The organism is Clostridium sp. 1001283B150210_160208_E6 (assembly GCF_015669365.1).
GTDB classification, from domain to species: Bacteria; Bacillota; Clostridia; order Clostridiales; family Clostridiaceae; genus Clostridium; species Clostridium paraputrificum.
This window is the reverse complement of record NZ_JADPAA010000006.1, coordinates 39087-58898: the sequence shown is the minus strand read 5'-3', so window position 1 is coordinate 58898 and position 19812 is coordinate 39087. Positions and strand designations below refer to the sequence as shown.

Here is a 19812-nt window from a genome sequence, read left to right as displayed (position 1 = left end):
CACCTCACGAAAAGCTCAAAATCAAGGACTTAACAAGTAAATACCATCCATCTACCATTACAAAAAGTAATAACTTAAATGGTAATGAAACCATAACTGGCGGCAACATGAACATCCCCATGGACATCAACACGCTTCCAACTACCAAGTCTATTAATAAAAATGGTAAATATATTAAGAAACCTATTTGAAAGGCGGTTTTTAACTCACTAATTGCAAAAGCCGGTACAACTGCTGAAAATGGAATATTTTCTGGTGTTAATTCTTCATCTTGCAAATTAGCAGCCTCTACAAATAGTTCTAAATCCTTCTGCCTAGTTTGCTTCAACATAAATTCTTTTAGTGGTTTACCACCTTCTTCAATAGCTTGTTCTTGTGTAATTGAATTTTCCAAGTATGGTTTAATTGCCTTTTCATTCATTTCACCAACTACAGGGCTCATAATAAAAAATGTTAAAAACAAAGCTAGTCCAACTAAAACTTGATTTGGTATAGACTGCTGTGCTCCCATTGCACTTTTTAAAAATGAAAATACAACAACTATTCTTGTAAAAGATGTTACCATTATAATAATTGAAGGTAATAAAGCTAATACCGTGAAAAATATTAATAGTTTTATATTAGATACATAGTCTCCTGAAGTACCTTCTCCCCCAATGCTTATATTTACACCAGGTAAATCTACTGTTTCTGGAGCTGCACTTACTGCTATTGCTGTAAACCCTATAACTGCTAAAGCTACCAAAAGTATTAATAGTGATTTCCTCTTTTTACTCATGCCTATCTTCCTTTGATTTTATTTTCCCCCAAGCCTCTATTGATAAACTTTTAAAATTATTTAAGATACCCTCATATTTCTTATTCATATCTTTTAAAGCTTGTTGTTTTGCTTCTTCTATTTCTGCCAATTCTTCTTCAGATAATTCTTGTAATTTTTCAGTATGTCCAGTAGAAGTTGATAATACCATTCCCTTGTTTCCTACCTTCACCACTAATATGTATCCATCCTTGGAAATTTGTACTCTCTCTATTACCTTTACGTACTTTTTATTTAAATTTCCGTTAATACCCTTATTGGCATATTTAAATAATATAATCATTAAAGCAAAGATAACTATCATAGATACAATCAACTTAAAAATCATTAATGTAAAATCCATTTATTCTCTTCCCTACTGTGCTAATAATTGATCAAAATAGATATTCACTATTTTACCTTCATCCAATATTTTATTAATATCTTCAATTAGCCCCTTTTTTAAATTCTCTTCATTTTCAGCTCTAAAATCCTCACTCTTTTTTGACATTAAATAAAATAAGGTTGCATCTTTTACTTCTGTAAGCTTACTATTTAACTCTTTTCCTACCTTCTTATTTCTTTTGTCATAAGAAATATTTATTGTTGCTTTAAGGTAGCTTTTTCCACTTTCATCTGCTAATCTAACCATTATATCCTCTGCCACAGGAATTTTTTCTTCAACAATTGGCTTTTCTACATCACTTGTACTCTTCATATAGTAGTAATATCCTCCAAAACCTCCTGCACCAAGAACTAATAATGCTAATACTATAACTAAAAATTTCTTTATTCCACCCGATGTACTTTTTTCATTATCACTATTCTTTTTTGCCATTAAAATCACTCCTTATTATTAGTAACAAGCAAGATGTTTACTCTTCTATTCTTTGCTTTATTTTCTACACTGTTATTAGGTACTAAAGGCCTTGTTTCTCCATATCCAACTGCACTAAATCTATTAGGATTTTGTCCCTTAGCCTCAGTAAAATATCTTAAAACCTTTGTTGCTCTTGTAGCTGACAACTCCCAGTTAGATTCAAATTCTTTTACTCCAACAGGTACATTATCTGTATGTCCCTCTACAATTATAGAATTAGGCAATGTGGCTATAAGTACATTTATTTTATCCAATATTGCTAATGAATCTTGTTTCAAGTCTGCTCTACCTGGTTCAAAAAGTATACTATCTTTTAGTTGAAGAATTATACCTCTCTCATCACTCGTGATCTCAACTGTTGCAGACAAATCATTCTCTTCTACAAACTTTTGTATCTCTTCATATGTTTCAACTTGAGAACCACCATTTTCTATCATATCTTCTACAGGGGATTCCCCACCTACTAAAGGTACCTTCCCATTATATAGGTCATATTGTAAAATTGAATCAGCACTTTTCCCAGACATCACTTCATTAAATGCATTGGATAGTTGCTTTAGCTTCTCACTATCTAAGCTAGACATAGAATATAAAAGAACAAAAAATGTTAAAAGTAACGTTATTGTATCAGCATATGTATCTAACCAAGTACTTCCCCCTGAGTCATTATTCTTCTTTTTTCTTCTAGCCATGGCCTATGCAACCCCTTCACTATTTTCAGCATTATTCTTCAAGTATTCTAACCTTTCAGCTGGTTCTAAATAAGATATTAACTTTTCTTCAATAATTCTTGGATTCACCCCAGATTGAATTGCTAAAACTCCTTCAAGCATCATTTCTCTTATATTAACTTCTTTCTCACTTTTCTTTTGAAGATTTGCTGCTATTGGATTACAGAAAATATTAGCAAGTAATGAACCATAAAACGTTGTTATAAGTGCTTTTCCCATCCCTTGAGCTATTGTTGTAGCATCTGATAAATTTTGAAGCATTTGTATAAGTCCTATTAAGGTACCTAACATACCAAACCCTGGGGCATAAGCTCCCCATGTGCTAAATATTGATGCACCTTCACTATGTCTATTTTCCATTTCTCCAATTTCTAATTCTAATATTTCTCTAATAGTTTCTGGTTCTATACCATCCACTACCATTTGCAAACCTTTCTTTAGAAAATCATCTTCCAAAGTTGAAATTTCATCTTCTAATGAAAGTAGACCTTCTCTTCTTGCTTTCTTTGATAACTCTGAAAATTGAGTGATTACATTTTGTTCTGAATATGATGACTCTTTAAAAGCTTGTATAAAAACTTTACCAATCTTTTTCATCTGATCTAATGGTACTGTAATTAATACTGCCGATAATGACCCACCGACAGTTATTAGCACTGACGATAAATCCCAGAATATCATTAAACTACTGCCTAGCATCATACCATAAATCATCATTCCAATTCCTAGTAGTAATCCTATTCCGGTTAAAGCATCTGACTTTTTCATGTTACTGCCTCCTACAACCTATAAGTAAAAATTCTATTTTTATATCTCAATACTGCATCTTTTACCTCATCAACACTCTCTAGGACTATATATTTCCTGCCATTTGTTAATGTAATAAGTGTTTCAGGTACCTCTTCTATCTTTTCTATATGATCTGCATTTAATATAAACTCTTTATTGTTCATACCTGTTAGATCTATCATATCTATCCCTCCACTGGTAGAAGTATAGGTAAGAAGTTAAGATATCTTAACTTCTTACCAGCCTACCTTTTACCTTCTTATCTCTTTAGGTTGATTATATCTTGAAGAATTTCATCTCCAGTGTTTATCATCTTCCCACTTGCTTGGAATGCCCTTGTTGCAACTATCATTTCAGTAAATTGTTCTGATAAATCAACATTTGACATTTCTAACATACTTTGAACACTATCTCCATATCCTAAGCTGTTGTCTTCTCCAAGTGTTCCAACTCCACTTTTTATTGTAGGGTCTCCAGAGTTAACTGATGAGCTATATAAGTTTCCACCCATCTTTGTTAAACCTTCTGGATTTTTGAAGGATGCCATAGCTATTTGTCCAAGAGCTGCTACTCTACCATCCTCTAAAATACCATTTATAACTCCTGAACTATCTATTGTATAACTCTTAACTCTTAATTCTGTTTCACTTCCTGGTAACTTTACCTTATCTGGAATCTTAAGAGTCTTTAATGAGCTATCATATGCTTTTAAATCTTTTGTACCATCTACGAAGTTTACTGTTCCATCGTTATCTAAGCTTTGAACTGGAGTACCACCATTAGTTATTTCAGATTCTGTTCCTCCAATTTCCATTGGATTACCTGTAACACTTATTGATTGATTTATACTTGCTTCTCTTAATGCGTTATTTAATGCATTCTCAATTCCCTTAGCTGATACTGCTCCTTGAGTTACAAAGTCTCCATTTATTGTGATTGTTTTATTCTTTTCACTAATAGAAACACTTGCTTTTGTTCCAGCACTGATATTCCCTGTAACTATCTTATACCCATTTAAACCAGCACCATCACTGAAGTTAAATTCCAAGCCTAAAGCTTCAACCATAGCTGGTGCTTTTAATTCTTCACCGCCTTCAACTTCTTCACTTGTAAGGCCTGTATATATCTTACCTGATCCTGATATCTTTACTCCTTTATCAGTATCTGCAATTAAACCCTTTTCCTTTAACTTTTGATTTATCTTATTTTGTAAATCATCCTTTTTAACAGCATTAGCTGACATAAAGTTACCTTTTAATATAATCTTATTTTCAGTTGTGTCTACTTCAACAGATAACTCTTCTTCATTAACATCAGCTATAACAATTTGATAATTATCAAATGGAGACTTTTTATTATCTATTAACTCTGGAAACTCTAAAGTAAATCCATTACCAAATTCAATATCCTTAGGTTTTTGTGCATCCACACCACCAGTTAATTTCATTGTAATATCTCTTGAATCTATTGTTGTTGATCCAGCGTTAGTTTGTTCATACTTTCCACCAAATGTTAGGGTTGTTCCTGAAATACCATTACTCTTTAGTGCATTTGCAACCTTATTATTTAATTGAGTAAGCTTATCTGTACCATCTGCTACCCCAGTTAAATCCCCATGTATTTTAATTGATTTACTTGTTTTATCAACTGTTACACTTATATCTCCTGTTGAATCTCCAAAAGATACTGTATATCCATTTAAAGCTGCTCCTAATCCTGTAGTCACAGTTAAACCACTAAAGTTAGCTGCTCCAGATCCATCTTTGTTTTGTAAAGTTGCTTTTGGCTCTTCAGCTACAACAGACTCTGATGTTTGTCCACTTATTTGAGTTAGATTTTGTGCTGAGCCTGTTACACTCTTAACGCTTTGATTTATCTTAGCATCAGATAAAGCTCTATTAATTTCTGTCTTTATTCCATCAGCACTTAGTGCACCTTTATTAATAAAATCACCATTTATTAATATCTTCTTTACATCTGAATTAACTTGTACACTTAATGAATCTGCTGCTACTTCGCCTATTTCAAAAGTATATCCATTTAAGGCATCCCCTTCAGTTAATTGGATAGTAAATCCTGCAACTGTTACTGCTTTAGGCGCTGAAGCATCAGACCCACCTAATATTGCATCTGAACCTAAATTAGCTAATGAAGTAGGTGTACCAGATACAGATATTTCTTGAGAAATTCCACTTGCTGATAATCCTTTATTTACTGCCGATTCAATTTGTGCAGCTGTTAAGTTTCCTGTTTCAGAAAAATCTCCATTTACTATAATTAACTTTTGAGCCTTATCAACATCTGCAGAAGTTACTGTTCCAGGTCCTACTGCACCTAATACAACTTTATACCCATTTAATTGAGAACCAGGTCCAAATTTAAAATCTAGTCCTGCTGCAGTTGTGTTACTTGGCTTTTGTGATGTAGCTGGCATTGAGCTATCATCATTTGTTAATGAGTAACCCATTACTCTATATCCATCACCAGTTAAAAGGTTTCCTTCACTGTCTAATATAAGAGAACCGTCTCTTGTATACATTATTTCGCTTCCAGAGTTAGCAAGAGATTGTTGTGTAAGAGTATGTGTACCTGCTCTATGATTAACCTCTAACTGACTATCACCATATATTGATGGTCCATTACTTACCATGAAGAACCCTTCACCATCAATAGCTAAATCTAATGCTCTTCCTGTTGATTGCAAGTTTCCTTGTGTCATAACAGCATCAATACTTGCAAGCTGAACTCCTAAACCAACTTGGCTTGCATTAGTACCACCTTGATTTTGTGAAGGAGCCATTGCATTGGATACATTTTGATTTAACATATCCTTAAATCTTGCCCTTGAAGATTTAAACCCTGTTGTATTTACATTGGAAATATTATTTCCTATAACATCTAATCTTGTTTGATTTACTTTCATTCCACTTATACCGGAATACATTGATCTTAACATTTGATTGACCTCCTAAAACCCCATTATTTTGCTTACTTCTATCGTTCCATAAGCATAGGCCTCCATATATATTGGTCCAGCCTATAACATTACTACACTATCAATATTTGTGAACACATTATCTACAGCTCTTTCCTTTTCCACAGCTGTAATCACAGTTCTATTTTCAATACTTGCTACCAAAGCAACATCTTTATAAAGCATAACTGCATTTCTAGACCCCTTATCAGCAGCTAAATCAAATCCCTTTTCTATTGCTTTCATATCCACTTCAGAAAAATTAATTTTTTCTAATCTATCGGCTGCATGTTTTGAAACAGTATATCCATTATTCTCAATTGTCTTATTTAGAACATCTTTAAAAGTACTTCCAGAGCTTTTTGAATTATTTATAGGTTTATTAACTTGAACGCCACCTATATTTCCTACTGGGTAGGCTCGTCCATTTACTATTCTATAACTCATTTCTATCCCCTAACTTTCTTTACTCCTTCTCATTTCCATCTTCTGTTTCAGTACTTGAAAAATCTCCAACCTTAGTTACATCTGAATAATTAAACTCTTTTATTTCTCCTGATTCTAATTCAACTCTAAGCATTATGTTCCCATTTGAATCTTTATAAACTCCCTTAACTACACCAGATAACTCTTCCTTTTTTCCCTCTTCATCTGTAGTTGTTAATTCTACATTCTTATTTATAAATGATGTGGCAACTAAGAACTGCATATTCCCTTGTAAACTTGTTAAAGGTGGTATTGCATAATCTGGTACATTTACAACAGATACGATTTTATCTATTGGAAAAGTCATTACTTCATTTTTCCCATTTACGTTTACCTCAAGAGATATATTAGTACCACTTGCTGTATTAGTTACACTTTGAACAACTCCTGTATATGGCATTCCACTATCATCAGTTATACTAACTGTTACACCTTTTCCAATAAGATTTTGGTTTGCATAATTAGACATAGTTGTATTTAAGTTAGACATTTGTTCCATCGCTGCAAATTGAGCTAACTGTGATACATATGCAGTAGAATCAATATCAGCTGTTGGATCTTGATTTGCTAATTCTGCTGCTAATATTGTTAAGAATGCGTTTTTGTCCATTTCTTCTCCAGGTTTTACTATCTTAGTTCCCCTGTCTGTCCTACTAGCACCATTGTAGTTTATACTACTTAATCCAGACATATAATCTCCTCCTATGCCAACATATTAATATTACTTAACATATCGACTTCATTTTCTTCAAATTCCTCTTCAATCAAAGAACTATTAACTTCTATCTGTTTATTAGATGATTGGTTTTCTCTTCTCTCTTGATTAAAAGCTTGTCCTTGGAATTCTTCTTTAAAATATGTAGTATCTTCATATAAGCTTATATCAACCTGTTGAATCTTGATATTTTGCTCACCTAAATACCTTTTTATATCTCCTAGATTTTGAGACAAAATACTATATGTTTCTTTTGAAGATGCCTTTAGATTGGCTTTCATAATTCCATCTTCTTGGATAACTCTTATAGCTACTTCACCTAAATCTTTTGGATTAATTCTTACCACAAGCTCTTTAATATTATTAGAGTTCATATACTTTACAGATTTCACTATGTCCTCAACCATATTTGCCCTATTTATTACTTTAGGAGCATCTACCTTTTCAATGTTTCTTGAAGAAATATTATTATTCATAAGAGTAAATTTTGTAGTAACTTTGTTATCTTCACCATCATTAAGGATTGAATGTAATACTTTTTCTTCATTATCAAATGACTCTTTGCTCCATTCTGAGCTATTACCAGATGTCTCTTCTTCCATAACTGGAATAGGGTTAACTTCCTCTTCTATTTCTTTACCAACAAGAATATTAGAGTTACTTTCATCTGTGTTTATTTTTTCTTTAATGATGTTCTTTAATCCAACAACACTTTTTTCATCTAAAGTAGGTATATTTGAAGATAAGATATTGTTAAATACTTCAACTTCATTCTTCAACCTACTTACGTCTTCTTGAAGAACTTGATTATCTAAATTAGGTATTACTTCCTCATCCAAGACACGTACAAACTCATTAAGTATGCTTTGAATATCCTTAAAATTATTTTTATCACTAACTTCTAAACCTTTTTCTAGATCAATGAAAAGATTAGTTTCCTTAATGAAAGTATTGTTGATTGATTCCACAACATTTTCTAAGTTAATTGGTTCATTTGGAACCTTTTCAACAATAGATGGTAATAATGAAATTATTAAAGATAATTGTTCCATTAAATTTTCTGGTATTTCTTCAACTTCTTCATCTATAACATCCACAACTTCATTTACTTCTTTTTTAGGAATAGTATTTTTCTCATTATCTAACACACTTTTGAAAGATTTATCCTCTTTAGCACCTTTAGATATGGTATTATCATTTGGTTTATTGACCATTTTAATTAAATCAAGATTTATCCCTTGTATCATTTATTCACCCCCTTTCAAATTCCTCATATATGCATATAGGGCAAATTCATCATTATTAATTTGTTCTATTCTATCCTGTTCTTTAATAAAAGCCCTATATTGCTTTTCCTTTAAAGTTTCTACTATCTTTCTATCAACTTGCCTTTGCTTTAAATCAATTCTTCTCACTTCTACTTCTCTTGATTTAACAACAAGCTCCTTCTCTTTACTTTTTATCCCAGACTCTAAAGCTAAAAGATAGTTTCTTTTTATCTTTTGATAAATAACATCTTCACCTGGCCTTATACCTTTGTATTTATCATAACTATCTCTCATATTATTAAGTTCATTTTCAGTAATTTGTTTTTGTCTTTGACTCTCAGTAAAAAGCCTTTTGCTCTCTTCTTCTTTTTCTTCTCTAATTTCTAGAAGTTTTTGTAAACTAAATTTATATCCTGATGCCATGTCTTACCCCCACTACTTAAACATTGAGGTTAAAATATTTATACTTTCGTTAAATGGAGACCGTTCTGTAATTCCTTGTCTTAGATATTGCTCTAGCAAATCATGATATGCTATAGCTTTATCTATTTTAGGATTACTTCCTTTAACATAAGCACCTATATTAATTAAATCCTCTGAATCTTCATATGTAGCAAGTAAATCTCTAGCCATAGATGCTGCCATCTTATGATTTTCATCCGCTATAGAAGACATAAGTCTACTAACACTATGTAAAACATCTATAGCTGGATAATGATTTTTCTGAGCTAAAGCTCTTGATAAAACTATATGTCCATCAAGTATACCTCTTACAGCATCAGCTATAGGTTCATTAAAATCATCCCCATCAACAAGAACAGTATAAAAAGCTGTTATTGATCCTTTATCAGATGTACCTGCTCTCTCCATAAGCATAGGTAACTTAGCAAAAACTGATGGAGTATATCCTTTTGTAGCTGGAGGTTCTCCAATAGCTAGACCAACTTCTCTTTGAGCCATAGCAAATCTTGTTACTGAATCCATCATCAATATAACTTTTTTCCCTTGGTCTCTAAAATACTCTGCTATTGAAGTTGCAGTTAAAGCTCCTTTTAACCTAATAAGGGCCGGTTTATCTGAGGTAGCGCACACTACAACTGACTTCTTCATTCCTTCTGGCCCTAAATCCTTTTCAATAAATTCAAGAACTTCTCTACCTCTTTCCCCTATAAGGGCTATAACATTAACATCTGCCTCTGCTTCTCTAGCAATCATACCTAATGTAGTACTTTTCCCTACTCCACTACCTGCAAATATACCTATTCTTTGCCCATCACCAACAGTTAAAAATCCATCTATTGCCCTTACCCCTGTTGGCATTACATCCTTTATTCTTATACGAGATAATGGATCTGGAGGAGAGTTTTCAAGAGCATATCCTACCCCTGAAAGTTCCTTTTCTCCATTTATAGGTTTCCCTAATCCATCTAGTATCTTTCCAAGCATATCATCTGAACACTTTACTTCTAAAGGTTTATTTGAAGGAACAACTCTACATCCTGAGGCTATCCCATTTAAATCACCTAATGGCATTAAGATTACAAAATCGTCTCTAAATCCAACCACTTCACTATGTACAGGTTTTCCATACTGATTAAATATTGTACAAAGCTCACCAACAAAAGCCTTTATTCCCTGTACTTCAATTGTTAAACCTATTACTCTCTTTACAACTCCTTCTGAATAAACAGTCAAAGTTTCATTTACCTTATCAATTAATTCATCAAAATCTATATTCAAGAATGTCACCTACACTTCTATGATGATAAGGCTTCTTCTATTGCCTTTAAACTTACATCTATTCCAACTTCTACTTTACCGCTAGCCTTTTCTATAATTGCATTACCTAAGGAAACTCCTTCATTTGGCAAAACAAATATTTCTCCACTAATTGAATAGCTAGCCTTCCACACAGGAATATGTTCTTTAATAGATGACACATATTTAGGATTGCACTTTATGACTAAATTTTCTTCTCCCTTTGATAGCCTTATGCCTTCCTCCAAAATTTCACTTATTCCATCTTCATCAGTAACTTTTTGTCTAATTACTTTTTCAGCTATAGCAATAGAAAGTCTAATTATTTCTGCTTTTTTACTTTCTAAATATCTAATATAATCTTCTTTAGCACCTTCTAAAATTTCATCTGCCTTTTTTATTGTTTCAGCAGCTTGTCTCTCTGCTTGAGGCAATATATTTTCTATAGCTTCTTTTTTTCCATCTTCATATCCATTTTCTTTTCCTTGAGCATATCCTTTTTCATAGGCTTCTCTCTCCATAGCCTGTGATTCTTCCATTGCCTTATACATTATTTCATCTTTTTTTCTTTTTGCCTCTACGACAATACTATTTCCTATACTCTCATAGTTACTTAATATATCTTCTATTTCTTCTATTGTTTTACCACTTTGTTTACAAATAATATCTTCTTTATCATCTTCTATATCAAAACCTTTTACATATTCAGTTGATATAACTTTACTATTAGAACTTAATACTTGATTTTTCCTTATAAGATTATACGATAATTGCATCTTCTCCACCTCTTGAGATTATTATTTCTCCTGCTTCGTCTAACCTTCTAATTATTGCAACAATACCTTGTTGAGCTTTCTCTACATCCATTAATCTTACAGGTCCTAAGAACTCCATATCTTCCTTCAATGAAGCAGCAGCTCTCTTTGATTGGTTTTTGTAGATAACTTCAGCAACTTCTTCTGAACATCCCTTAAGAGCAAGTGCAAGGTCTTTAGCTTCAACTTCTCTAAGAATTCTTTGAATTGCAACATCATCAAGAGTAATAATATCTTCAAATACAAACATAGAACTCTTAACTTTATCCGCAAGTTCAGCATCTTCTCTTTCAAGACTTTCTGTAATATTTCTTTCAGTAGTTCTATCTACTTGATTTAATATATCAACTAAAGTCTCTACACCACCTAAAGTAGTCATTTCTGTTCTTACCACTGAAGATAATTTACTCTCTAGCACCTTCTCTATTTCTTTAATAACCATTGGAGAAGTAGTACTCATAGTTGCTATTCTATATGCGACCTCACTTTGTGTCTCTTCAGGTAACTCAGCCATAACCTGTGCTGCCTTCTCTGGTTGAAGATAGCAAAGAATTAATGCTATTGTTTGCGGATGTTCATAGGTTATAACATTTAAAAGCTGATGTGCATCTGCTTTTCTTGCAATTGAAAATGGCCTATATTGCTGAGTAGCTTCTGATACTTTTTCCAAAATCTCATTAGCTCTATGAGGACCTAACGCCTTTGATAAAAGCTCCCTTGCATAATCCATACCACCTTCAATTATGTATTCCCTAGCTTTATTTATCTGTAAAAATTCATTTAAAATTCCTTCTCTTTGTTCTGAAGTAACAGAAGTAATATTAGCAATTTCATATGTTATCTTTTGAATTTCTGCTTCTGGTAATTTTTTCAGTATTCCAGATGATACTTCCGGCCCAAGGGTTATAAATAATATTGCTGCCTTTTGTACTCCAGATAGCTTTGTATCTTTAGCCAAAACTTATCACCTCTCATTTTCAGATAACCAAGATTTTATTATGTCTACAACTTGATCTGGTTTGTCTTTTGCGTATTTCTTTATTTCACTTTCCATGTGTGATTTTTCATTCTTCACTTCAAAGTCTATTGGAGCAAAGCTTATTGCTTCTTTATTAGGTATCGAATCATCTATAACTACATCAAGAACTCTCTCGTCCACTTTTTCTTTTCTCTTTTTAATTAGTATTATCAAAACAATAATTCCAGCTACAATTCCTAAAGCTATTGCTCCCCACATAATTAACTTATTTCTCTTTTCTTTAGCAAGTTCAGCATTAAACGCATCTATTTGCGCTTGAGCCTCTTCCTTTATTGTAGGGTCAAACTCCATACCAACTAAAGATATTTCATCTCCTCTATTGCTATCAAACCCAATGGCTGCACCTATTGCCTTTTCAAAGTCTGCCTTAGCTGCCCCATCTAATTTCCCATCAATAAATATTGATGCTGTTAGTCTCTTAACTTCTCCTGGAGCTGTTATAGTTACTGTTTCAGTTTTCCCCGTATCATAATTCGTCTTTTGCTCTTCTGAACCAGATGAACCTACAGACGTATTTCCCTCTATTGTATTACTCATATTATTATCAACTGGGCTCTCACTAACTGTGCCCCCATTGACATTATTCCATTCCTTAATTGTTTGCTGACTTACTATTACTTTATTAGGATCTATAATATTTTGAGTTTGCTTTTTAGAATCAAAATCTAAATCCACACTAATCTTAGCTTGAATTTTATTTTTACCTATTACAGGTTCAAGCAAGTTAACAACTTCTTTTCTTAATTTTTCTTCATAATCAGCTTCTAACTTCTGATTATTCTGTATTGTTTCAGACGAAACTCCATTTGATTCATCTGAAGTATTTAAATTCTTTGTCAATAAATTCATCTTATCATCGATGACTTCAATATTTTCCTTAGGAACATTCTCTGTACTAACTGATAATAAAGATACAATTGATTGTACTTGATCATCTGAAAGTTTTGTCCCATTCTTTAGCTTAAGAATAACTGCTGCCTTTCCAGGCTCCTTGTCTTGAACAAACACAGAACTCTTTGCTGGTGTAATATGTACTCTTGCACTCTCTACAGGTTCTAGACTTTTTATAGATTTTTCTAACTCCCCCTGTAGCATTCTAAGTTTTCTTATATTAAATTCTTCATCAGTCATTCCAAAGGAACTACTATCATCCATAAGTTCATATCCCTTACTACCTGATGATAACTGAGAAGCAAGTTTTAGTCTTAATTCATCAACTTGATTCTTATCTACTAAAATAGAATTTCCATCAACCTTCATGTCTACTTTGTCTTCAGTTAATTTATTTATAACAACATCCACATCACTAGGATCTAAATTTGAGTATAATACTGCATACTTATTTGAAGATGAATAGACAACTAAACTAACAATTGCTATAAGTACAGCTATAACAGACACTACCATAGCAATTCTTATACCTTTACTAAAGGTTTTAAATTTAGCCCAAAGCTTTTTAAATAATTCTGAAAGCTTTTTCATCACATTGCACTCCTAACTCTTATAACTGCATTCTACTAATTTCTTGATATGCTTCAACTAATTTATTTCTAACTTGTACTGCAAATTGCAATGATGCACTGGCTTCTGCTCCTGCAAGCATAACTTCACTAATATCTATATCTTCACCCTTTACAAATGCTTCTGTAGACTTATCGGCTACTATTTGTTGCTCATTTATCTTATCTAAGGATTCTTTTAATACATTTGAAAAAAGCTCTCCTTTATTATCCTTATTTCCTACCTTTATTCCATCTAAACCAGTATTAAATATTTCTTCACTTGGAACAAAACTACTAACTCTCATAAATACATCTCCATTCTAACTTGTCTACTTCCCTATCTCTAAAGCTTTCATAAACATATTTTTATTTGCTGTTAAAGTATCTACATTAGCTTCATAAGCTCTGGTAGATGCTATCATATCGGCCATTTCATTAAGAACGTTAACATTAGGGTATAAAACATACCCATTCTCATCAGCATCAGGATGTGTTGGATCATACACGCTTCTTAAAGGGGATTCATCATCTTCAAGAGCTACTGCCTTTACCCCATTCCCCCTTAGTTTTTCATCCAAGGCTTCTTGAAAGACAGCCACTTTTCTAACATAAGGACCCCCATCTTCTGTTCTCGTTGTTGTGGCATTTACCATATTGGATGTAATTGTATCCATTCTAAGTCTTTCTGCTGCTAGTCCACTAGCGCTGATTCTCATTGCAGAAAATGCATTCATTTTTAATTACCTCCACTAATTACATATTTTAAATTTGTCAATTTACCATTTGCACTTTGAATTAATGTATTGTACTTTAAGGTATTTGCTGCTTGCTCAACTTTTTCTACATCTAAATCTACATTATTACCATCAGTTCTCATGCTTGTACTATCATCTCTTTTCACAGAAATATTCCCTACACTCTCACTGTTAGATAAATGTTTTTCATTTGTAGTTTTCATTTGCAGATCAGTCTGACCACTTCCATTTATATTTTCTTCAAAAACAACACTAAATCTTTTATATCCTTTTGTATTAATATTAGCTATATTATTTGAAATGGTCTTTGCTCTTGCAGTAGAAGCCTTTATACCTTGCTTAATTAAGCTATATGTACTATTTTCTCCTCCCACTAAATTAATTGACATACTACACCCCCATCTTTCGCTTCAAACATTGGATTAGTTTAATTAAATTTATAACCAAACTAATAATAAACAAAAAATTATTCCCAATTTATTTATCTATCACTATTATATGTTACAATAAGTTAAATTTCTAGATAATTTAGAGTTTTTTTACAGATTTCAAAAAAAAAGGTGCTAAAATGCCAAAGATTACTTAATCAACGTTAAAATTTTGACATTTTTCATGTTGCTTTTTTCTTTTTGCATCAAAAAAATGGAACTGTTTAGTAAAAAATACCAAGCAGTTCCCTACTGACCTTATCTAACTCTCTCTAAAATTCTTAATGCATCTTGTGGCAAATTATTACTTTGAGATATAAGTGCTAGAGATGTATCATTTAAAATTTGTGTTCTTGCAAGTTCAGCCATTTCTAAAGCAATATCTGAATCTCTTAAATTACTATCAGCTCTTTCAAAAACTTGTTCATTTGAACTTACGTTTTCTGCTGTAGTTTCTAATCTATTAGACATAGCACCATATCTACTTCTTATACTAGAAATAGTTTTTATAGATTCATCTATTACTTCCAAGGCACTACCTACACCCTCTTGTGTTCTAACATCTATATCTTTTAAAGTGTTACCTTTTTCATCCTTTAATATTTCCGTTCTAATATTAAAGCTTGGAATTCTACTTTGTTCTCCTTGCATAGCTCCTACTACGATATTCTTATACATTGGATATTTATTATTAGGAACTCCCTCATCACATAAAAGCTTAACCCCATTGAATTCTGTATTATTGGCTAAATCATCTATGTTCTTCTTCATTTCTTCTATTTCATTTTGTATTATTTCTTTTTCGTTTTCACTTTTACTTCCATTAGCAGCACTTACTGAAAGTTCTTTAATTCTAGCTAGAGTATTATTTACTTCTTGAAGTGCTCCATCTGCTGTTTGAAGCATTGATACCCCATCTTGAAGGTTTCTTTGAACTGCTTGAAGACTTTTTATTTGTATTCTCATCTGCTCACTTTGTCCAATTTTATTAGGATTATCTTTTGCAGAATTAATTTTAATTCCTGTACTAAGTCTTTCAATTGCAGATTTATTATTAATTAAATTCTTCTTATATCCATTATATATACTTAGAGAACTCATATTGTGATTAAGTCTCATTTTTCACCACTCCAAAAAATGTATTTACTTTATTATCGAAATAATGATCATATTCTTTAATATTTTTTAGTATTTCGCTAGATAATACAAAAAGGTGAGAAATACATCTCACCTTTTAATAAACTATGTTAATTATCTAAGAAGTTGTAATACTCCTTGAGGTTGTTGATTAGCTTGAGCAAGCATAGCTTGAGCTGCTTGAGAAAGGATGTTATTCTTAGAGAAATTCATCATTTCCTTAGCCATATCAACGTCTCTTACTCTTGATTCAGCTGCTGTTAAGTTTTCTGAAGTATTATTTAAGTTAGCAGTTGTATGTTCTAATCTGTTTTGAACAGCTCCTAGCTTAGCTCTTTGAGTTGAAACATTCTCTATTGCCTTATTTATAGTCTCTATAGATCCCGAAGCTTTTTCAGATGAAGAAACATCTGCTCCATTAATTGTAAACTTAGTTAAAGCTTTACCTGTACTTAACCCAAAATCTTCAGCTTTTATAGTTAAATCTGCTCCATTTTCACCTTTACCTTTAAATGTCAAAGTAACTCCAGCATCTGCTGTGCTTCCTACTTCAACACCATCTTTTAAAACTAAAGTACCTTTAACTTCATAAGTTCCAGCTGCTAATTTTCCAATGTTATCAGAAGAATGTTTTAATTCTGTCTTAATATCTAACCCAGTTAATGAACCAGCTTTTATATCTTTTCCTATTGTAATAATAGCACCATCGCTTAAGCTTTTTGCATCAGAAGCTGTAATTATCGTCCCATTTGTTGCATCACCAAAAGTAATTTTTTCGGCTGCAATAGAACCAACTTTATTTCCTGCAGAATTTAAAACATCAGTTCCTTTGATTGTATATGTACCTGCTGCCACATCAATAGCACCAGCTGTTCCAGCAGCTGCAGTAGTAATGCTTTCACCTGTGACCCCTCCAGAAACTAAATTTAAATTTCCAGAATTCATAGCACTTATTCCTAAGTTAATAGTTTGACCACCATTAGCTCCAATTTGGAATGTTCCATTAAAGCTTCCATCTAATAATGTTTGTTTGTTGAATTCAGTTTGTTCTGAAATTCTATCAATTTCTTGAGTTAAAGCATTCATCTCTTCTTGTATAGCTGCCCTATCTTCAGTAATGTTTGTATCATTAGCCGCTTGTACTGATAATTCTCTCATTCTTTGAAGAATGTTATGAGTTTCATTTAATGCACCTTCAGCAGTTTGAATTAATGAAATACCATCTTGAGCATTTCTAGAAGCTTGATCTAAACCTCTTATTTGTCCTCTCATCTTTTCTGAAATAGCTAATCCTGCTGCATCATCACCAGCCCTGTTTATTCTTAAACCTGAGCTTAATTTTTCCATTGACTTTCCAGCTGAGTTAGTATTAGCTGTCATGTTTCTGTGTGCGTTTAACGCATTCATGTTGTGATTAATAATCATAGTAAATTCCTCCTTGAATTTTAATTTTCGCCATCCTTGGCTTTTTATTTATAAAATACTCTTAAGAGTTTTTTATGCTTAAGCTTTATATTTATATATTCGTATTAGAAAACTTTAACTTTATACATTTTTAATTTTTTTACTTTTTTTCTTTATAGTATATTTTAACTATTCATCAATTATACTGTATATAAAATCACACAGAAATACTAAACTTCTAGAGTAAAAAAACGCAAGAAAAACTTGATGCTAGTATATATGAACGTTCTGTAGATATAGATAACCATATGTAGTTTGACCATTAGGAAATAAATACTGTTATTGGTGAAAAAGCTAAGGATGATAATATACATTTAACCATAGTAAACCGTAAGAAAAGATATACTACGGTACTAAAAGCTATAGCAAAAACTGCTCTTGGTACTACAGATACACTTAACAAAGTCCGTAATTATTAGGTCGAGCAATTTAGGCAAGTTTTCAATAGTATAACTTGTAACAACGGCTCTGAATTTGCTGATTTGTCTACAATTGAAACTAAAACTAAAGCTAATACAAAAATATTCTTCTTTTGAGAAAGGTACTAATGACAGTCATAATTGATTGATGCGACCATTAATCTCAAAAGGAAACAATATATCTGACTATTCATATGATGATATATTGAATGAATAGTCCTATAAGAAGGATACTTATATATAAAACTCCAGAAGAGTAATTTGAGTTACACTTAGATCAAATATATACAATTTTAGTCACTTTAAACATTTAAATCATAAATACGGATTATTATTGCAATTTATCAATATTATTTTCTAAATAATATTGATAAATAAGCAATAGATGCAATAACCTCCTTTGCTTTATAGCATATTAAATTTTTATACTTTTCTATACAACAAAAAAGGTGAGAAATTCATCCCACCTTTCAATAACCATTATAACTATCTAAGAAGTTGTAATACTCCCTGAGGTTGTTGATTAGCTTGAGCAAGCATAGCTTGAGCTGCTTGAGAAAGGATGTTATTCTTAGAGAAGTTCATCATTTCTTTAGCCATATCAACATCTCTTACTCTTGATTCAGCTGCTGTTAAGTTTTCTGAAGTATTATTTAAGTTAGCAGTTGTATGTTCTAACCTATTTTGGACAGCTCCTAGTTTAGCTCTTTGAGTTGAAACATTTTCTATTGCCTTGTTTATTGTTTCAATACTTCCTGAAGCCTTATCTGATGAAGAAACATCAGAACCATTTATTGTAAACTTAGAAGCAGCTCCTAAATCTGATCCTAAACCTAACTGAGCTTTAGTTATAGTAAGACCATCAATTGTAGCTGTTGTCCCTGCAAAAGTACCTACTTCCTTACCATCTCTAAGAACTAGCCCTGCTTTAACTTCATAGTTACCAGCTGCAAGTTTCAATCCATCACCTTTTAAAATTCCCTTTACATCTCCTGAAGCTGTAGTTGTTGAGCCTCCAAGAGTTATTTTTCCACCTTCGCTTAAAGCTGTCTTAAATTCTATTTTTGCATCTTTACTTGCATCTTCTCCAGTTCCAGTGAAAGTTATAGTCTTACCATCTTCACTTACTTTTCCTTTCACCTCACCATCACTATTATACACTTTACCATTTTTAACTGTATATTCTCCATCTGCAGGCTGTGCCGCACCAGTACCAGTTGCCTTAGATACAGTACCAGCTTCTGATATACTTGAAGTACTAGTTAATCCAAGATTAGAAGAATTCATAGCATCAACACTTAAAGAAATAGTTTGACCTCCATTAGCTCCAATTTGGAATGTTCCATTAAAGCTACCATCTAATAATGTTTGTTTATTGAATTCAGTTTGTTCTGAAATTCTATCAATCTCTTGAGTTAAAGCATTCATTTCCTCTTGTATAGCAGCTCTATCTTCAGATATATTGGTATCATTAGCTGCTTGAACCGATAATTCTCTCATTCTTTGAAGAATGTTATGAGTTTCATTTAAAGCACCTTCAGCAGTTTGAATTAATGAAATACCATCTTGAGCATTTCTAGAAGCTTGGTCTAAACCTCTTATTTGTCCTCTCATCTTTTCTGAAATAGCTAATCCTGCTGCATCATCACCAGCTCTGTTTATTCTTAAACCTGAGCTTAATTTCTCCATTGATTTACCTGCTGAGTTAGTATTAGCTGTCATGTTTCTGTGTGCGTTTAACGCATTCATGTTGTGATTAATAATCATAGTAAATTCCTCCCTGAATTTTAATTTTCGCCATCCTTGGCTTTTTATTTATAAAATACTCTTAAGAGTTTTTTATGCTTAAGCTCTAT

General features: G+C 32.2%; 21 protein-coding genes and 1 pseudogene. All 22 read right to left on the bottom strand.

The features are described 5' to 3' along the window. Window positions 1-4: 4 nt before the first annotated feature. Entirely contained in the window at window positions 5-778 is a 774-nt protein-coding gene (gene fliP / locus I4V16_RS08325) for a flagellar type III secretion system pore protein FliP (protein ID WP_195542114.1), read from the bottom strand. Next, window positions 771-1160 (bottom strand): flagellar biosynthetic protein FliO, encoded by a 390-nt coding sequence (locus I4V16_RS08320; RefSeq protein WP_111937804.1) that lies wholly within the window; start codon window positions 1158-1160, stop codon window positions 771-773. Before I4V16_RS08320 ends, fliP begins: the two co-directional genes overlap by 8 nt. A gap of 12 nt (window positions 1161-1172) precedes the next feature. Beyond that, on the bottom strand, window positions 1173-1634 hold the full coding sequence (locus tag I4V16_RS08315; RefSeq protein ID WP_049177297.1) for a flagellar basal body-associated FliL family protein: 462 nt from the start codon (window positions 1632-1634) through the stop codon (window positions 1173-1175). A gap of 5 nt (window positions 1635-1639) precedes the next feature. Continuing rightward, entirely contained in the window at window positions 1640-2368 is a 729-nt protein-coding gene (locus tag I4V16_RS08310; protein WP_049177298.1) for a flagellar motor protein MotB, read from the bottom strand. Window positions 2369-2371: 3 nt separating this feature from the next. After that, the gene (locus I4V16_RS08305; RefSeq protein ID WP_195966630.1) at window positions 2372-3175 is read right to left on the bottom strand and encodes a motility protein A; all 804 of its coding nucleotides are present in this window, start codon (window positions 3173-3175) and stop codon (window positions 2372-2374) included. 11 nt (window positions 3176-3186) lie between these two features. Continuing rightward, window positions 3187-3378 (bottom strand): flagellar FlbD family protein, encoded by a 192-nt coding sequence (locus I4V16_RS08300; RefSeq protein ID WP_049177300.1) that lies wholly within the window; start codon window positions 3376-3378, stop codon window positions 3187-3189. A 77-nt stretch (window positions 3379-3455) separates the two neighbouring features. After that, window positions 3456-4262 (bottom strand): flagellar hook-basal body complex protein, encoded by an 807-nt coding sequence (locus I4V16_RS17465; RefSeq protein ID WP_242979735.1) that lies wholly within the window; start codon window positions 4260-4262, stop codon window positions 3456-3458. A gap of 1380 nt (window positions 4263-5642) precedes the next feature. Continuing rightward, a pseudogene (locus tag I4V16_RS17655) lies at window positions 5643-6152 on the bottom strand (flagellar hook-basal body complex protein); the annotation flags it as partial. A gap of 81 nt (window positions 6153-6233) precedes the next feature. Further along, window positions 6234-6617 carry a TIGR02530 family flagellar biosynthesis protein gene (locus tag I4V16_RS08290; protein ID WP_049177302.1) on the bottom strand — a complete coding sequence of 128 codons (384 nt, stop codon included), beginning with the start codon at window positions 6615-6617 and terminating at the stop codon, window positions 6234-6236. A gap of 19 nt (window positions 6618-6636) precedes the next feature. Continuing rightward, complete coding sequence (locus I4V16_RS08285; RefSeq protein WP_049177304.1) at window positions 6637-7347, bottom strand: flagellar hook capping FlgD N-terminal domain-containing protein; 711 nt, start codon at window positions 7345-7347, stop codon at window positions 6637-6639. A gap of 11 nt (window positions 7348-7358) precedes the next feature. Further along, window positions 7359-8618, bottom strand: a complete 1260-nt coding sequence (locus I4V16_RS08280; protein WP_049177305.1) for a flagellar hook-length control protein FliK — start codon at window positions 8616-8618, stop codon at window positions 7359-7361. Further along, complete coding sequence (gene fliJ / locus I4V16_RS08275) at window positions 8619-9062, bottom strand: flagellar export protein FliJ (protein ID WP_111937801.1); 444 nt, start codon at window positions 9060-9062, stop codon at window positions 8619-8621. A gap of 12 nt (window positions 9063-9074) precedes the next feature. Further along, window positions 9075-10388, bottom strand: coding sequence for a flagellar protein export ATPase FliI (fliI, locus tag I4V16_RS08270; protein ID WP_195572269.1), 1314 nt, complete (start codon window positions 10386-10388; stop codon window positions 9075-9077). Between the two features lie 8 nt (window positions 10389-10396). Further along, window positions 10397-11173 (bottom strand): FliH/SctL family protein, encoded by a 777-nt coding sequence (locus I4V16_RS08265; RefSeq protein ID WP_111937800.1) that lies wholly within the window; start codon window positions 11171-11173, stop codon window positions 10397-10399. After that, window positions 11157-12170 carry a flagellar motor switch protein FliG gene (gene fliG / locus I4V16_RS08260; protein ID WP_049177310.1) on the bottom strand — a complete coding sequence of 338 codons (1014 nt, stop codon included), beginning with the start codon at window positions 12168-12170 and terminating at the stop codon, window positions 11157-11159. Before fliG ends, I4V16_RS08265 begins: the two co-directional genes overlap by 17 nt. Before the next feature lie 6 nt (window positions 12171-12176). Beyond that, window positions 12177-13733 carry a flagellar basal-body MS-ring/collar protein FliF gene (gene fliF, locus I4V16_RS08255; protein ID WP_049177311.1) on the bottom strand — a complete coding sequence of 519 codons (1557 nt, stop codon included), beginning with the start codon at window positions 13731-13733 and terminating at the stop codon, window positions 12177-12179. Window positions 13734-13752: 19 nt separating this feature from the next. Continuing rightward, window positions 13753-14058 carry a flagellar hook-basal body complex protein FliE gene (gene fliE / locus I4V16_RS08250; protein ID WP_049177312.1) on the bottom strand — a complete coding sequence of 102 codons (306 nt, stop codon included), beginning with the start codon at window positions 14056-14058 and terminating at the stop codon, window positions 13753-13755. Between the two features lie 24 nt (window positions 14059-14082). Further along, window positions 14083-14487, bottom strand: a complete 405-nt coding sequence (gene flgC, locus I4V16_RS08245; RefSeq protein WP_027099504.1) for a flagellar basal body rod protein FlgC — start codon at window positions 14485-14487, stop codon at window positions 14083-14085. 2 nt (window positions 14488-14489) lie between these two features. Continuing rightward, the gene (gene flgB / locus I4V16_RS08240) at window positions 14490-14897 is read right to left on the bottom strand and encodes a flagellar basal body rod protein FlgB (RefSeq protein ID WP_111937799.1); all 408 of its coding nucleotides are present in this window, start codon (window positions 14895-14897) and stop codon (window positions 14490-14492) included. Window positions 14898-15194: 297 nt separating this feature from the next. After that, on the bottom strand, window positions 15195-16055 hold the full coding sequence (locus I4V16_RS08235) for a flagellin (protein WP_111937798.1): 861 nt from the start codon (window positions 16053-16055) through the stop codon (window positions 15195-15197). A gap of 132 nt (window positions 16056-16187) precedes the next feature. Further along, a complete protein-coding gene (locus I4V16_RS08230; RefSeq protein WP_111937797.1) occupies window positions 16188-17498 on the bottom strand; it encodes a flagellin in 1311 nt (436 codons plus the stop codon). Between the two features lie 944 nt (window positions 17499-18442). Further along, window positions 18443-19723: a flagellin gene (locus I4V16_RS08225; protein WP_111937796.1), complete on the bottom strand. Its 1281-nt coding sequence runs from the start codon at window positions 19721-19723 to the stop codon at window positions 18443-18445. Window positions 19724-19812: the final 89 nt, after the last annotated feature.

Excerpts from the sequence above, each read along its gene's own strand:
- I4V16_RS08265 (WP_111937800.1), bottom strand. The coding sequence starts at position 11,173 with ATGCAATTATCGTATAATCTTATAAGGAAAAATCAAGTATTAAGTTCT.
- I4V16_RS08320 (WP_111937804.1), bottom strand. The coding sequence starts at position 1,160 with ATGGATTTTACATTAATGATTTTTAAGTTGATTGTATCTATGATAGTT.
- fliJ (WP_111937801.1), bottom strand. The coding sequence starts at position 9,062 with ATGGCATCAGGATATAAATTTAGTTTACAAAAACTTCTAGAAATTAGA.
- I4V16_RS08315 (WP_049177297.1), bottom strand. The coding sequence starts at position 1,634 with ATGGCAAAAAAGAATAGTGATAATGAAAAAAGTACATCGGGTGGAATA.
- I4V16_RS17465 (WP_242979735.1), bottom strand. The coding sequence starts at position 4,262 with ATGGTTGAAGCTTTAGGCTTGGAATTTAACTTCAGTGATGGTGCTGGT.
- I4V16_RS08235 (WP_111937798.1), bottom strand. The coding sequence starts at position 16,055 with ATGAGACTTAATCACAATATGAGTTCTCTAAGTATATATAATGGATAT.
- I4V16_RS08280 (WP_049177305.1), bottom strand. The coding sequence starts at position 8,618 with ATGATACAAGGGATAAATCTTGATTTAATTAAAATGGTCAATAAACCA.
- fliE (WP_049177312.1), bottom strand. The coding sequence starts at position 14,058 with ATGAGAGTTAGTAGTTTTGTTCCAAGTGAAGAAATATTTAATACTGGT.
- flgB (WP_111937799.1), bottom strand. The coding sequence starts at position 14,897 with ATGTCAATTAATTTAGTGGGAGGAGAAAATAGTACATATAGCTTAATT.
- I4V16_RS08305 (WP_195966630.1), bottom strand. The coding sequence starts at position 3,175 with ATGAAAAAGTCAGATGCTTTAACCGGAATAGGATTACTACTAGGAATT.
- I4V16_RS08290 (WP_049177302.1), bottom strand. The coding sequence starts at position 6,617 with ATGAGTTATAGAATAGTAAATGGACGAGCCTACCCAGTAGGAAATATA.
- I4V16_RS08285 (WP_049177304.1), bottom strand. The coding sequence starts at position 7,347 with ATGTCTGGATTAAGTAGTATAAACTACAATGGTGCTAGTAGGACAGAC.
- I4V16_RS08225 (WP_111937796.1), bottom strand. The coding sequence starts at position 19,723 with ATGATTATTAATCACAACATGAATGCGTTAAACGCACACAGAAACATG.
- I4V16_RS08230 (WP_111937797.1), bottom strand. The coding sequence starts at position 17,498 with ATGATTATTAATCACAACATGAATGCGTTAAACGCACACAGAAACATG.
- fliF (WP_049177311.1), bottom strand. The coding sequence starts at position 13,733 with ATGAAAAAGCTTTCAGAATTATTTAAAAAGCTTTGGGCTAAATTTAAA.
- fliP (WP_195542114.1), bottom strand. The coding sequence starts at position 778 with ATGAGTAAAAAGAGGAAATCACTATTAATACTTTTGGTAGCTTTAGCA.
- I4V16_RS08310 (WP_049177298.1), bottom strand. The coding sequence starts at position 2,368 with ATGGCTAGAAGAAAAAAGAAGAATAATGACTCAGGGGGAAGTACTTGG.
- I4V16_RS08300 (WP_049177300.1), bottom strand. The coding sequence starts at position 3,378 with ATGATAGATCTAACAGGTATGAACAATAAAGAGTTTATATTAAATGCA.
- flgC (WP_027099504.1), bottom strand. The coding sequence starts at position 14,487 with ATGAATGCATTTTCTGCAATGAGAATCAGCGCTAGTGGACTAGCAGCA.